The sequence below is a fragment of the Planktothrix sp. FACHB-1355 genome, from assembly GCF_014748295.1.
GTDB lineage: Bacteria > Cyanobacteriota > Cyanobacteriia > Cyanobacteriales > Aerosakkonemataceae > Aerosakkonema > Aerosakkonema funiforme_A.
The window spans coordinates 1-13,016 of the sequence record NZ_JACJUP010000049.1 but is presented as its reverse complement, the minus strand read 5'-3'; the positions used below and the strand labels follow the sequence as shown (position 1 = coordinate 13,016).

The 13,016-nt window shown below is 44.9% G+C and carries 11 protein-coding genes and 2 pseudogenes; 9 read left to right on the top strand and 4 right to left on the bottom strand.

Going from position 1 to position 13,016, the window contains the following annotated elements:
- A pseudogene (locus H6S82_RS04535) lies at nucleotides 1-940 on the bottom strand (hypothetical protein); the annotation flags it as partial.
- Nucleotides 941-1,101: 161 nt separating this feature from the next.
- Between H6S82_RS04535 and rsmA the strand changes: the two are divergent.
- From rsmA to H6S82_RS04520, 3 genes are read left to right on the top strand one after another with little or no spacing between them, the layout of a single operon-like run.
- Nucleotides 1,102-1,920 carry a 16S rRNA (adenine(1518)-N(6)/adenine(1519)-N(6))-dimethyltransferase RsmA gene (gene rsmA / locus H6S82_RS04530; RefSeq protein ID WP_190462546.1) on the top strand — a complete coding sequence of 273 codons (819 nt, stop codon included), beginning with the start codon at nucleotides 1,102-1,104 and terminating at the stop codon, nucleotides 1,918-1,920.
- A 15-nt stretch (nucleotides 1,921-1,935) separates the two neighbouring features.
- On the top strand, nucleotides 1,936-2,880 hold the full coding sequence (gene ispE, locus H6S82_RS04525; protein ID WP_190462548.1) for a 4-(cytidine 5'-diphospho)-2-C-methyl-D-erythritol kinase: 945 nt from the start codon (nucleotides 1,936-1,938) through the stop codon (nucleotides 2,878-2,880).
- A 10-nt stretch (nucleotides 2,881-2,890) separates the two neighbouring features.
- Nucleotides 2,891-3,235, top strand: coding sequence for a DUF3082 domain-containing protein (locus H6S82_RS04520; RefSeq protein ID WP_190462550.1), 345 nt, complete (start codon nucleotides 2,891-2,893; stop codon nucleotides 3,233-3,235).
- Between the two features lie 152 nt (nucleotides 3,236-3,387).
- Here H6S82_RS04520 and H6S82_RS04515 read toward each other — a convergent pair whose 3' ends face one another.
- Together H6S82_RS04515 and H6S82_RS04510 are read right to left on the bottom strand one after the other, a co-directional pair.
- Nucleotides 3,388-3,894 (bottom strand): pentapeptide repeat-containing protein, encoded by a 507-nt coding sequence (locus tag H6S82_RS04515; RefSeq protein ID WP_190462551.1) that lies wholly within the window; start codon nucleotides 3,892-3,894, stop codon nucleotides 3,388-3,390.
- Between the two features lie 19 nt (nucleotides 3,895-3,913).
- The gene (locus H6S82_RS04510; RefSeq protein WP_190462553.1) at nucleotides 3,914-4,174 is read right to left on the bottom strand and encodes a hypothetical protein; all 261 of its coding nucleotides are present in this window, start codon (nucleotides 4,172-4,174) and stop codon (nucleotides 3,914-3,916) included.
- Between the two features lie 585 nt (nucleotides 4,175-4,759).
- On the opposite strand from H6S82_RS04510, the gene H6S82_RS04505 reads away from it, so the two are divergent.
- Entirely contained in the window at nucleotides 4,760-6,412 is a 1,653-nt protein-coding gene (locus H6S82_RS04505; RefSeq protein WP_242056821.1) for an HD domain-containing phosphohydrolase, read from the top strand.
- An 11-nt stretch (nucleotides 6,413-6,423) separates the two neighbouring features.
- On the opposite strand, the pseudogene H6S82_RS04500 reads toward H6S82_RS04505, so the two are convergent.
- Nucleotides 6,424-6,806, bottom strand: a pseudogene (locus tag H6S82_RS04500) (zinc ribbon domain-containing protein); the annotation flags it as partial.
- Nucleotides 6,807-7,360: 554 nt separating this feature from the next.
- Between H6S82_RS04500 and H6S82_RS04495 the strand changes: the two are divergent.
- The 5 genes from H6S82_RS04495 (at nucleotide 7,361) to H6S82_RS04480 (ending at nucleotide 12,355) form a co-directional block, all read left to right on the top strand.
- Nucleotides 7,361-7,585: a DUF2811 domain-containing protein gene (locus H6S82_RS04495; protein WP_190462557.1), complete on the top strand. Its 225-nt coding sequence runs from the start codon at nucleotides 7,361-7,363 to the stop codon at nucleotides 7,583-7,585.
- A gap of 100 nt (nucleotides 7,586-7,685) precedes the next feature.
- Nucleotides 7,686-8,231: a protoporphyrinogen oxidase gene (hemG, locus tag H6S82_RS33270; RefSeq protein ID WP_242056819.1), complete on the top strand. Its 546-nt coding sequence runs from the start codon at nucleotides 7,686-7,688 to the stop codon at nucleotides 8,229-8,231.
- Between the two features lie 85 nt (nucleotides 8,232-8,316).
- The gene (hemG, locus tag H6S82_RS33265; RefSeq protein WP_322111849.1) at nucleotides 8,317-8,922 is read left to right on the top strand and encodes a protoporphyrinogen oxidase; all 606 of its coding nucleotides are present in this window, start codon (nucleotides 8,317-8,319) and stop codon (nucleotides 8,920-8,922) included.
- A 211-nt stretch (nucleotides 8,923-9,133) separates the two neighbouring features.
- A complete protein-coding gene (gene urtE, locus H6S82_RS04485) occupies nucleotides 9,134-9,856 on the top strand; it encodes an urea ABC transporter ATP-binding subunit UrtE (RefSeq protein WP_190462559.1) in 723 nt (240 codons plus the stop codon).
- A gap of 384 nt (nucleotides 9,857-10,240) precedes the next feature.
- The gene (locus tag H6S82_RS04480) at nucleotides 10,241-12,355 is read left to right on the top strand and encodes an ATP-binding protein (protein ID WP_190462561.1); all 2,115 of its coding nucleotides are present in this window, start codon (nucleotides 10,241-10,243) and stop codon (nucleotides 12,353-12,355) included.
- The last annotated feature ends 661 nt before the right edge of the window (nucleotides 12,356-13,016 follow it).

Below are 13,016 nucleotides of genomic sequence, written 5' to 3'. Positions count from 1 at the left end.
AAAGGCACGCCTCTTGAATATCTCCATGCAAAAAGTCCAGACCTTTATTATCGATTTCGGGTAGCTTTCCCACTTCTGGGTAAGAACTAAAAGTCACTGTCTTACCTGAACCTTTTAGCACAACCGTTTCTCCATAGGAAACCACTCTTTCGCCATCAGGCTTAGCTTTGAGACGTTCCGGATAATCTTTAATTTGTTCTTTGTAAGGCGATTTTTGCACCCCACGATACAAGAATGCCAGCCGATCCGCGCTGGCACCCATATTAATCTCAATTTTCATGAAATCCTTGAAAACTTGCGCTCGGTCTTTGGCTTTTTCCAGCTTATTATCGACTACAGGAACCGCTCTATCTTCAGTGTTTGTTCCTGGCTCTGCAAAGAAGCTAATTTGTTTGCCTTCGATTGCCTGCATTATCGCTTTAGTAACTTTTGCTCTCGCATCCGTCATCGCTTTGGCAATCAAACGACCGACAACAACTTTCGCATTGAAAAGCTCTGGAGCATACCACTGTCCGCCAAATGCGATCGCCCACTTATCCCAGTTGGCAACTAATATTTCCACCTCTTTATCAGCTACCTGCTGGCTTTTAAATATCGAGTAAAAAGCTGCCACAGCTTCATCATTATTCACGGGATTTGTCGGCAGATCGATCGGTGCTTTTACCTGTTGTCCCTCCAGCGCCATTTTTACTGCTGCCGCTACTTTAAACTTGGCGTTTTCTACCTCCAGCGCCAACTTTTTGCCCGTCAAAATTTTGGCATTAATCTCAGTAGCTTCAAACCACTGAGCATCAAATGCAACAGCCCACTTCGGCCAATACACCTTTAGCTTTAGTGCTGCATCGTCAGCCGCTTGTTGGTTGTTAAAAAGTGCGTTGAATTCAGCTAGACCCTCACTGTTGCTAATCGTGCGCGGTGACAAAATTGACGAAGCAGACATAAATACTACCTCCCGATAGATTCTCATCTAATAGATAAGATTATTAGACATCACTGGGTACTGATGTCCGGTAAAATTAAATAATATCTTCCCAATGTTATGTTAACCTGCCACCCACCAAGATAAAATCTAAAATCTAAAATCTAAAATCTAAAATTCCTATGCCGCCCCAAGCTCGCAAACAATTTGCTCAGCACTGGCTCAAAAGCGACAAAGCATTAAACCAAATCGTCGCCGCCGCAGAAATTACCAATCGCGATCGCATCCTGGAAATTGGCCCAGGCACAGGTATCCTGACGCGGCGCTTATTGCCATTAGCTCAAGCCGTCGTAGCGGTGGAAATCGATCGCGACTTGTGCGAGTTATTAGCCAAACAACTGGGAAAAAGAGAAAATTTTTTACTTTTGCAAGGCGATATTCTCACCATCGACTTAGCTGCTAATCTCGTTAACTTCGCCAATTTCCAAAAGCCGAATAAAATTGTTGCCAATATCCCCTACAATATTACCGGCCCAATTCTAGAAAACTTATTAGGTACAATTGCTAATCCCAATCCCGAACCTTACGATTTAATCGTGTTGCTAGTGCAAAAAGAAGTGGCAGAACGATTATATGCCCAACCTTCATCGAAAGCATTTGGAGCGTTGTCAGTGCGAGTTCAATATATAGCAGATTGCGAATTAATTTGCAATGTACCGGCCAGAGATTTTTCCCCACCGCCGAAGGTAGATTCTGCCGTAGTGCGATTGCGTCCCCACACCCGCTTTGCTGCCCAAAACCCCAAACACCTAGACACGATCGTGAAACAGGGCTTTGCCGAAAAACGTAAAATGTTGCGAAATAATTTGAAAAGTATAGTCGATCGCGATCGGCTGACCCACTTGCTGGAACAATTAGAAATAAACCCCCAAGTCCGTGCCGAAGACCTCAGTGTCGCCCAGTGGGTAACCCTGAGTAACTCCCTAGCCCCTAGCCCCTAGCCCTAGCCCCTAGAAATGCGCTCTTACACCCTAATTGCCCCAGCCAAAATTAATCTGTATTTAGAAATACTCGGCGATCGCCCCGATGGCTATCACGAGCTGGCAATGGTAATGCAAACCATAGATCTAGCCGATCGCATCCATCTGCGCTCCAACGGCACCGATGTCATCCGCATCCACTGCAACCATCCGGGTGTACCGCAAGACAAAACTAACCTAGCTTACCGCGCCGCAGTATTGATGACAAAGCAATTTCCCAACGCTTTTGCACAGTATGGCGGCGTCGAAATCGAAATTGACAAACACATTCCCATCGCCGCCGGTTTGGCAGGTGGATCTACAGACGCCGCCTCAGTTTTGGTAGGCTTGGATTTAATGTGGAATTTGGGTTTAACTCAGTCGGAATTGCAGGAACTGGCAGCCCAACTCGGTTCGGATGTGCCTTTTTGCGTCACGGGCGGGACGGCAATCGCCACCGGACGCGGTGAAAAACTCGCCCCCTTACCGGATTTAGATAAAATATACGTGATTCTGGCAAAATACCGCCATTTGGAAGTTTCGACAGCTTGGGCTTACTCTACCTACCGAAAGCAATTCGGCAACACATATGCCTGCGATACCCAAAGCATAGAAGCGCGTTCCGCCAAGGTAAATTCAGGCTGCCTCGTGAGTGCGATCGCCCACAAAGATAACGCTAAAATCGGTGAGTGTCTGTACAACGACTTAGAAAAAGTCGTCCTGCCAACTTATCCCCAAGTGTTGCAACTGCGGGAAGCTTTCCAACGCACAGGCGTTTTAGGCACAATGATGTCAGGTTCTGGCCCCACAGTCTTTGCCCTCAGCGAGTCCTTAGATCGAGCAAACCAAATTAAAAAAGAAGTAGCCAATGCGATCTCCGACCCGGATCTGGACTTCTGGATAGCCCAATTTACTCCTAGCGGCATTGGCGTCGCTAATTAACGAAAAATTTATGAATAATCCCACTCCAACTCAAAATACCCCCTCCGCATCCGATCTCGCTAGCCCTAGCTCTCCGAGTCCTCTGCGTTGTTTGATCGGTTCCCTCATTGCTACGGGAATGACGATCGGACTTTATTTTCTGACCTCTTCCATTGCCCAGACTTTTGCCGCCAAACCAATTCAATCCCACAACGTTACAGTTATTAATATCACCGTTGCCGTCCGCACCTTAGTTGTCGGCATCAGCTCCTTGGCAACCTTCGTGTTTGGCATAATAGCGATCGGTCTGATCGCCCTAGCCATTCAAATTTCCATTCAACAGGTGAAAAATCAGCCCGCCCCACCCCAAAATTAATAAGTAATTATTTTTTCTAGGCAATAAAAGCGAGTAAGGTGGGCATGACCCACCTTATTAAAAACCTCTTAGACTGAGATAAAAATCGGTGCAAACTACACCAAATAAGAAATTACAAACGAAGACAAAGCTTCTCTTCTTTAATTTTCCATTCAAGACGGCAGTCCTGGGCGTGGCAGGCTAAAACCGTTAGCAACAGGGGCATACATAGGGTGCGAAAAACTGACATGAGCCATACCCGACCTGGGAGACTCATTCTGTCGTACCACGATCGGTTCATCTCTGTAGAGTCCGATCGCGCCATCCAGTCGTGCATTCGCTAAATTCGCACCGCTGAGATTGGCGTTGCTGAGGTTGGCACCGCTCAAATTAGCATTCAGCAGGTTAGCATCTCTCAAATCCGCACCACTCAGGTTAGCATCTTTCAAATTAGCACCCACTAAGCGGCCATCGCATAGAGTGGCATTGGACAGATTAGCACCTGTCAAATTGGCATTCCCCAAATTAGCACCACCCAAATCGGCACCACAGAGATTAGCACGATTCAGATTAACTCCAATCAGATTAGCACCATCTAAATCGGCACCGCTCAGGTTGGCTTCGCTCAAATTGGCATTCACCAAGTTGGCAAATCCCAAGTCAGCACCGGACAAAGGCACCGGAAGCTACGGTGGTAAGCTAACCAGTTATGCAAAACTGACGGGTGTGGAGTACAGTTTCTCCGCAATCTGGAATCCAAGCTAACCACTCGCTCTCGGAAAGCTCACAAAGAAGTAGTGCTTCATCAAAACTGAACGGGCTGGGAAGCTCTAAAAGTTTTACCCATGTGGAAGGTTGAAGTTCCCCTGCCAAAGGGGTCGGTTCCGTATCTACTGACCAATTACAGGGATGCAAACGGGATTTTCCAGCAACTTTCAGTTCGCAGATGTCGAGTTTCATAATCTTCTTGCCTCGGTAAGCAGCTTGCTGCCAAGCCTTTCCGATCGCCTAGCGGGACCCGATTTGGACAAACCCGATAAATCAACCCGGTTTCTCGCCCTGTCCAGCATCAGTCTTGTTTGAACAGATCGCGTCCTTCGCGTTTCGACCGAAGCGGTCTTAGCTAATGGTTTAAAACGTTTTTATTTCTGTAACTTAAGCTACAGAAATAATTTCTCTTTAGTCAAGTAACTGTCTTAGAACTTAACAGTTGCGATCGAAATTCCTAGAAATCGGCGCAAACTGCACTTTCAAAGCGATATTTCCTTCCCCCGCTGAGATGAAATCTTGCTAGCTTGGAGTATGAACAACAAAGCATTAACGGTAAGCTAGTCCGCACCGTATTGCTTAGGCTGGCAAGCTATCCGTTCGCGGTTGAAAATCATTCTCTATACTGCGTTGGTAGTAAAGTAATGAGAATGTCGATTGAGGGAAAATTATATGCTTGGTTTGTGCCAGCTATAACTCGGAAGCGATCGCACAATTTATCCAGTCTGACTGTGATATTAGGGTGAAAAATACATGACAGTTCTCGATTCCCACTTAATGACCTTTGAAAACGACGAACTTGTGCCACAATCTGCTCAACGGGTTGAACCGATCGAGCAGCTTTTGGCGATTGGCACCGCCCTTTCCAGCAGCCGGAATCTGGAAGAATTACTCAACTTAATCTTATCTAAGAGCCGGGAAATTACTTGTAGCGATGCTGGCAGCGTCTATTTACTAGATCGGAGCGACGCAATTCCCAAGCTGCTATTTAAGGTAGCGCAGAATGATTCTCAACCCAGTGCAACTTTAAACGAATTTGCTATGCCTCTGAGCGGTAAAAGTCTGGCAGGGTATGTAGCGCTTACGGGCAAATGCTTAAATCTGTCGGATGCTTATAATTTACCATCAGATGTTCCCTACCAGATCGACCTCAGTTTTGACCGGGACTTCTCCTACCGCACTCGCTCAGTTCTGGTGTTGCCAATGCAAGACCAAAATGGGGAAATCATTGGGGTGCTTCAACTCATCAATCGTAAAATCAGACCCGATACGATCGTCACTGCCGAAAATGTTGAAGAAGTAACTCAGCCTTATTCAGAGTGGGAAGAGAGGATTTTGCGATCGCTTGCTTCTCAAGCGGCGATCTCTATTGAACGCAATCACCTGCAAGAAAGTATTGAAAACCTATTCGAGAGCTTTGTCAAAGCATCTGTAGAACTGATTGAAATGCGAGACCCGACTACTTCAGGTCATTCTGAGCGAGTGGCTCAACTGGTAGTTCATCTGACTAAAGAGGTCAATTCAGTGACTACAGGTCTGCTACGACCATTTTATTTTACCGATCGCCAAATTAAAGAAATTCGCTATGCCGCACTCTTGCACGACTTCGGGAAAGTTTGCGTCCCCGAAGCGATTTTGGGAAAGCGGAAAAAACTTTATCCCGAACAACTGGAGAGCATTCGTCACCGCTTTGCGCTGACCAGAAGAACTTTGGAGATGGAAACAGCTCAAGCTAAATACCAGTATGTGCTGACGAAGCCGCTCCATCATATGATTGACGTTAACCCCGAAGCAAGCTGTCCTTACTGCCAAGATATTGAAAAACTGGACACTCAGCTGGCTCAAGAGCTCGAAAAACTCGATCGCTACTGGCGACTGCTAGTAGAGGTCAATGAACCAGAAACATTTGAAAATGAGGAATTTCATGCTTTTTCTGAGGAAGCTCTCGCACAACTGACAGAACTATCTCAATACAGATATCGAGACATCGACGGTCAGCTCAAGCCCCTAGTTTCCTTACAAGAAATGGCACAATTAATGATACCCAGAGGCAACCTCACTCCCGAAGAGCGTATGGAGATCGAAGCTCACGTCACCCACACCTATACATTTCTCCAACGCATACCCTGGACAACGCATTTCAAAAACCTCCCTATGATTGCCTACGCCCATCATGAAAAGCTGGATGGCAGCGGCTACCCTCAAGGTTTAAAAGATAAAGACATTCCCATTCAAACCCAGATTTTGACGGTTGCCGATATCTACGATGCCCTTACCGCCAGCGATCGACCTTACAAATGCAGATTGCAGGTGCAAACTTCCCTTCAGATTCTCCGACAAGAAGCCAGCAAAAACAGAATCAACAGGGATCTGGTCGATCTTTTCGAGCAACGCCAGGTTTTCGCAGTCCTGGGTCACTGCCTTGATTGACACTCCTCGGTCTAAAGACACGAGGATTCTTGCTTCATAGGGATGCCAATAAATTTACCCGAACTCTTGCATCTTCACCGTTTGCCCAACGGCTGCGAGTCCTCGAATGAGAACTACTTGAGCGGCTGCAACATCTCTATCAGTTGTATAGCCACAATTTGAACAAACGTGAGTACGTTTTGAAAGTTCTTTCTTGCCTGTCTCAACATCACAACTGGGGCAAATCTGGCTAGTTTTACGGCTGTCTACTTTTTGGAAATTGTAATAAAGCAACTTTTCTTTGGGCTCCCTTCCAATTTTTTGAGCCTAATCGTTTTCTGGAAACACGCTGTTGCAGCAATTTCATCTGGCGTTCCGCATCTACAAAAAACCTCGGACGCTTGACTAAAAGCCCATCAATATCTACTAATCGCTGCAACGGTTTATAGAATAAAGTCGCTCTCTTATGTGCGAGGCCCTAACCCCAGTTTTTTCGGTAGGGGCTAGAAAGTCAAAATTTTTTGCAATTCTTATCCTTTGCCAAAATTTTCCCCACAGATTCCACAACCTTTCCACAAAGGAGTTAAAAATTTTCCACAGCGCTTAAGTAGTTTTCCACAGGTTGTCACGGTCGGATCGAGTGTTTCTGTCCATCTGGGGATTTTTTTGGCAAACGCTTCAGCATCTGGGGTATGCTGAGTTTTTATAAAGATATGTAACAAAAAGTGGGTCAAAAAGCTTATTATTGCGTAGCCATTTTGTTAATGTGAAGATTTTTGTAATATTTCGCAGCATTGACAACCCCACCCCCAGATCGCAGACAATGATGCGGCTGACTGATCAGACGATCGGGGAATCAGGAATAAGGGACAAGGCAATGGAACATAGGTGGGTGTCATTCTCTCTATTTGCCCTGCTCCCCCGCTTTCTAGCTTCCCCACTCTCCCCCCTTCTTTGGAGCAGGTGTCTATGAACACAACCGTTAGTATGCTGGCTGAAATCCCGGAAGTACTCCACGAATCGCTCAAAAGCTACTTGGAAACGCATCCAGACTGGGATCAAGACCGGGTTTTTGCTGCTGCTCTCTCTTTGTTTTTGCTACAAAACGGAACTGGAAACACCCCAGAAGCGTCGCGCAGCTATCGTCGGGCTGCCCAGGTATATCTGGAAACGCTTTTCCGCAATTCTGTTTAAAAGTCGATCGAAAATGGGAAATTGGAAACGGTCATTGCAATTAAGGTTCAATAGAGAATAGCCATCGATGACCGATGACATGACAAATGACTGTTGACAAATGACAAACTCGTTAGACAGCTTAATCCTTGGGGCTGGAATTAGCGGTCTGAGCTTAGCCTACACCCTCAAGCAAGATGGACGGCGAATTTTACTGTGCGATCGCCAGCCAAGAGTTGGTGGGAACATCACCACAGGCTCCGCTGAAGGATTTATCTGGGAAGAAGGCCCGACGAGTTTTTCTCCGACGCCAGAATTGCTGAAGCTGGCTGTTGATGTGGGACTGGAGCAAGAGTTAGTGTTGGCCGATCGCCGTTTGCCTCGTTACGTATACTGGCAAGGTCAACTTCAACCGGTGCCCATGAGTCCCCCAGCAGCTATAACTTCCGAGTTGCTGACTTTGCAAGGTAAGCTGAGAGCGTTGAGAGGCGCTTTGGGATTTGTGGCCCCAGCTATGGGGTCTCAACTGTCCGCGCAAGGGGGAGAAGAAACTGTTGCCCAGTTCTTCCAGCGTCATCTGGGATCGGAAGTAACCCAGCGACTTGTAGCTCCCTTCGTTTCAGGCGTCTACGCAGGCGATCGCATCTCATCTGGGCGATACTGTTAAGCTGGGCTGGCAACTCATCCGCCTGCACAAGAGCGATCGATAAACCTACATTGCAGAATTTAATACACCCGCAGGACAAGAACAGGTGGAAGCACGTACCCTAGTTCTCACTTCACCTGCCTACGTCACATCTGAGGTGTGGCAAAATTTGGCACCGAGCGCAAGCCAAGCTTTGAAAGAAATCCCCTATCCTCCCGTAGCCTGCGTTGTCCTCGCCTATCCAGAAACTGCGCTCAAACATCCTCTACGCGGCTTTGGCAACTTAATTCCACGCGGTCAGGGAATTCGCACTCTTGGCACTATCTGGTCTTCGAGCTTGTTTCCCGGTCGCGCTCCGGCTGGATGGCAACTGCTAACCAACTTTATCGGCGGTGCAACTGATATCGAAATTGGCGATTTAGACGACGAGCAAATTGTCCGAGCGGTTCATCAAGATATCCGTCGTATCCTCCTCAAACAAGATTTACAGCCAAAAGTTATCGCTGTACATTTGTGGAAACGTGCTATTCCGCAATATACTCTCGGTCATCATCAACGCTTGGAGCAAATAAATCGAGATTTGGAGCAATTTCCCGGTTTATTCCTATGCAGTAACTACTTTGATGGCGTTTCTCTAGGAGACTGTGTTAAACGAGCTGTTGAGCGATCGGCTGAAATTCGCCAATATTTGCAACTGACACCTGTAGGTTGATTAAAGCGTCAGACTTAAAACTTACAGTTCCCTCATTTGTAGGGTAAATACAGGTTTGTCTGATTTTGATAACAATGTCAAATCTTGCAGGCAATAAGCTTTGTTATGATTAAATTTGCGAAAAGCTGAAACTTTCCTTAAAAATCATGTCTGAGAGAGCGACATCAATCTAAAATCCAAAATTCAAAATCTAAAATCTAAAATTAATCCAATGCTGCACGTTTCTGGGCTAAATGTCTACTATGGCGAAAGTCACATTCTCCGCAATGTGGATTTGAGCATATCCGCTGGGGAAATGGTGTGCTTGATCGGACGCAACGGTGTGGGTAAAACTACGCTGCTGAAAACGATTATGGGTTTGCTCAAACCCCGTACTGGTTCGATTAATTTTGCGGGTGAGTCGATCGACGGTAAGTCCCCGGACAAACGGGCAAAGTTGGGCATTGGTTACGTCCCCCAAGGACGGGAAATTATTCCCCGTTTGACGGTGAAGGAAAATTTGCTGTTGGGTTTGGAGGCAAGGGATGCAGGCAGGATGCCTGCGCCACAATTGCCTGACAATAAGCAGGAAATTTCAGAGGAAATTTTTGGGCTGTTTCCAGTTCTGAAAACGATGCTTTCTCGCATGGGTGGGGATTTGAGTGGCGGACAGCAGCAACAGTTAGCGATCGCTCGCGCTTTGATGGGACGCCCGCGCTTACTCGTACTTGACGAACCCACGGAAGGCATTCAACCTTCCATTATTTTAGAGATTGAGGCGGCTGTGCGCCGGATTGTTGAGTCTACAGGCATTTCTGTGCTGTTAGTCGAGCAACACCTGCATTTTGTACGGCAAGCCGATCGCTACTACGCTATGCAAAAAGGCGGTATTGTCGCTTCAGGGCTAACTAACGAACTCAGCCAAGATGTGATTCAAAGGTTTCTGGCAGTATAACTTTCATTAGACATCTCCTCCAAAAGAATCTTAAAGGGCAGACAGGATGCCTACCCCACAAGAATTTTTGGAGATGTCTAATTCACTTCCCTCCCCGTGGACGGGGAAGGGGTGGGGTGCAACGTACCTATCTTTGGGATTTAATTCATAAACTTATAATTATACAACATAATGAACAAAAAGTCAGCGTTAAAAAGTATGGTTTTTTGTTGTAGATTCTTGACAAAAAAATCATAATTGCTGTAAAGCTCGGATGACGTTTGGTTAAGTTAGTTGTATTACTGAAAATGTAAACAGCTATCTGCCTGCGATCGGGGTTATTTTGCTAGCCAAGTTAACTTGGTTGACGTTCACTCTTTCGTGAAGCGCGAGCCTAAATATATAGTGATATTAAAAAACGTTAAATCAACAATATCGGGGATTCCACAAAGACTCCAACCCAAAATTCTCATTTTTACCTTTGGCGCATCCCTACTGCCAGTGGTTTTGGTATTCGGGATAGCTTGGCGATTTGTGTATCAACCTCTGACAGATTTGGAAAAAACTCGACTTGACGATCAAGTCCTCGCTTTTCGAGGATTCACATCTGCTACGGGGAAGGGATTGCAAGATTTAGCCAACGGCTATGCAATCTGGACAGCTTTATATAATGCGGTACAGAAGCGCGATCGAGCTTGGATGAAGGAGGAGGTAACAGACCAACTGGTTTTTTCCACAGATGTGGATAACGTGCAGGTGGTGAATCGCTTTGGCGAAACTCTAGCAGAACGGGGAAGTGCTTGGCGATCGATTGCGGTGCAAGAAAGGGTTGTTGGTGCGATCGCGAAGAAAAAACCATTGCAGGAGTTGGTTACATATGGCGATCGGCAGATGTTAATCTTGGTGGCAGCACCTATTTTTCAAAGCGACGGTAAAGGTAATTCACCCGGAACCTTGATTGTAGGTCAAACACTGAATGATGCTTGGTTGCGAAAGTTTTTGAATTTTTCCCAAGCTACTACTAAGCTGGCAATTATTTCCCTTGACGGACAGTTAATGCTTTCGAGCATTGAAAAAATGAGTAGCGATACTTGGGAGGAAAATAATTTAACTGCTACGGTTTTACCGGCAATTAAACGAGGTGAGTCGGTGTACCGGATGGAACCGGAATCCGGACATAATACGATCTACGCTCCCATTAAGTCTGCGGGTAAACCTGTGGCGATCGCTAAAATTCAGATTTCGTCCGAGTATTTTCAGCAAGCATATTTAGTTCTCAATCGCGTAATTTGGATTGGCTTAGCGATGGCGATCGTATTATCGATTGCGATCGCTCGCCTGTTAGCAAGGCAAATTGGAGAGCCGATTAAACAATTAGCTCTTCGTAGCAAAACTCTCGCCACCGGGGATTTAGATTCACTCATTCCCGGTATTGATTCTGGCGGCGAAATCGGTCAATTGGCGAATGCTTATCAGGAGATGGCTACAGCTTTAAAAACGCTCATCTGTAACTTAGAGCAACGGGTGGCAGAACGCACTCAAGAGTTAGAATTAGCCCGTCAAACTTTGGAAGAACGAGTAAAGGAGCGAACTGAAGAACTTTGGCAAAAAAATCAGCAATTGCAGTCAGCCCACGACCAATTACAGCAATTAAATTTAGAAATATCTACTAAAGCCGAGCAACTTTCTCAAGCCCTGAAAAACCTTAAAAAGGCTCAAGTTCAATTGGTTCAAACTGAAAAAATGTCCAGTTTGGGTCAATTGGTTGCTGGGATTGCTCACGAGATCAATAACCCGATTAACTTTATCTACGCTAACCTCAGCTATGTCAATCGCTATACGCAAAATTTGCTAGATTTAGTAGATATTTACCAAGAAAACTATTCGAGTCCTGAAATTGAACAAATTATTGAACAGATAGAGCTAGATTTTTTAAGGATCGATTTGCCTAAAATTATCTCTTCTATGCAAAGTGGGGCCGATCGCATCAGTAAAATTGTCCTATCTTTGCGAAACTTCTCCCGGTTAGATGAAGCCGAAATGAAGCTTGTTAATATTCATGAAGGACTCGATAGTACTTTGCTAATTTTACAAAGTCGTTTGAAAATGAACAAAGGATATACCGATATAGAATTAATTCAAAAATACGGCAATTTACCCCTAGTAGAATGCTATCCCAGACAGATAAATCAGGTATTTATGAATGTTATTAGCAATGCAATTGATGAACTGGAAAAGCTAAAAGAACAACAAAATAAACAAATTACGATCGAAACAGAAGTGCAAACAAAAAATGAAATTCGTATCACAATTCGGGATAACGGTTCTGGGATATCAAGAGAATTAAAACATAAAATATTCGATCCTTTTTTTACCACGAAGCCAGTTGGAAAAGGTACTGGTTTGGGACTTTCCATTGCCTACCAAATTATTGAAAAGCATGGTGGTTACATAGATGTAATTTCCGAACCTGGTTGCGGTGCGGAGTTTGCGATCGTTCTACCCATAAAGCAACTTTAACAAAGCTACTTCTTTAGGAGGAGGAAAATAAGAAAGCATATACTATAAAACGGCAAACGTTTCCCGATCGTGTAGAAATGTTTTATGAAACATATCTACAGCTTCTTTTAATAAAAAAAGCGATCGCAGCGGATGACCTAGCAGCCATCGATACTTCAGAGTTTGTGAGAATATAATATTTGTTGAGTTCGTCGCTAATTTATGCAGTCTTTCTCTGAGCAAATATCTGCTAACATTACAGAAAAGCCAATTTTTAGCCTGGTTCTCAAACTGACGTCAAAACAGTCTTTATTTGTGTCCGACATTCTCATATACAACTATCATTGCAGGGAAAATATTTTGAATTCTTTGGAAGTGTTAAGGCTCGTTTCCATAGGCTCAGAAACAAAGATTGAAAATTCTAACGTAAAGTTTAATTTATTTGGCGAATCCAATCCAATTACTATTTCAGATTTTATCATTACTCCTAAATTGGGATTAATGCTCCGTTTCAACTCGTCACAGAGCTTTTTTTATTCTTCTCCAAAAAAAGATTCATCAGAAACATCAGAATTAACCTTTTCTACAGAAGACGACATAATAGTCGAACCTTACTTTTACGTCAAATTTACTCCAATGGAGAAGTAAGTATGAACAGCAATTACAACTTTCCCGAAAAAAG

Bases quoted from the DNA above. Each gene is read 5' to 3' on its own strand.
- rsmA (WP_190462546.1), top strand. From the start codon at position 1,102: ATGCCGCCCCAAGCTCGCAAACAATTTGCTCAGCACTGGCTCAAAAGC.
- ispE (WP_190462548.1), top strand. From the start codon at position 1,936: ATGCGCTCTTACACCCTAATTGCCCCAGCCAAAATTAATCTGTATTTA.
- H6S82_RS04520 (WP_190462550.1), top strand. From the start codon at position 2,891: ATGAATAATCCCACTCCAACTCAAAATACCCCCTCCGCATCCGATCTC.
- H6S82_RS04510 (WP_190462553.1), bottom strand. From the start codon at position 4,174: ATGAAACTCGACATCTGCGAACTGAAAGTTGCTGGAAAATCCCGTTTG.
- H6S82_RS04505 (WP_242056821.1), top strand. From the start codon at position 4,760: ATGACCTTTGAAAACGACGAACTTGTGCCACAATCTGCTCAACGGGTT.
- H6S82_RS04495 (WP_190462557.1), top strand. From the start codon at position 7,361: ATGAACACAACCGTTAGTATGCTGGCTGAAATCCCGGAAGTACTCCAC.
- hemG (WP_242056819.1), top strand. From the start codon at position 7,686: ATGACAAACTCGTTAGACAGCTTAATCCTTGGGGCTGGAATTAGCGGT.
- urtE (WP_190462559.1), top strand. From the start codon at position 9,134: ATGCTGCACGTTTCTGGGCTAAATGTCTACTATGGCGAAAGTCACATT.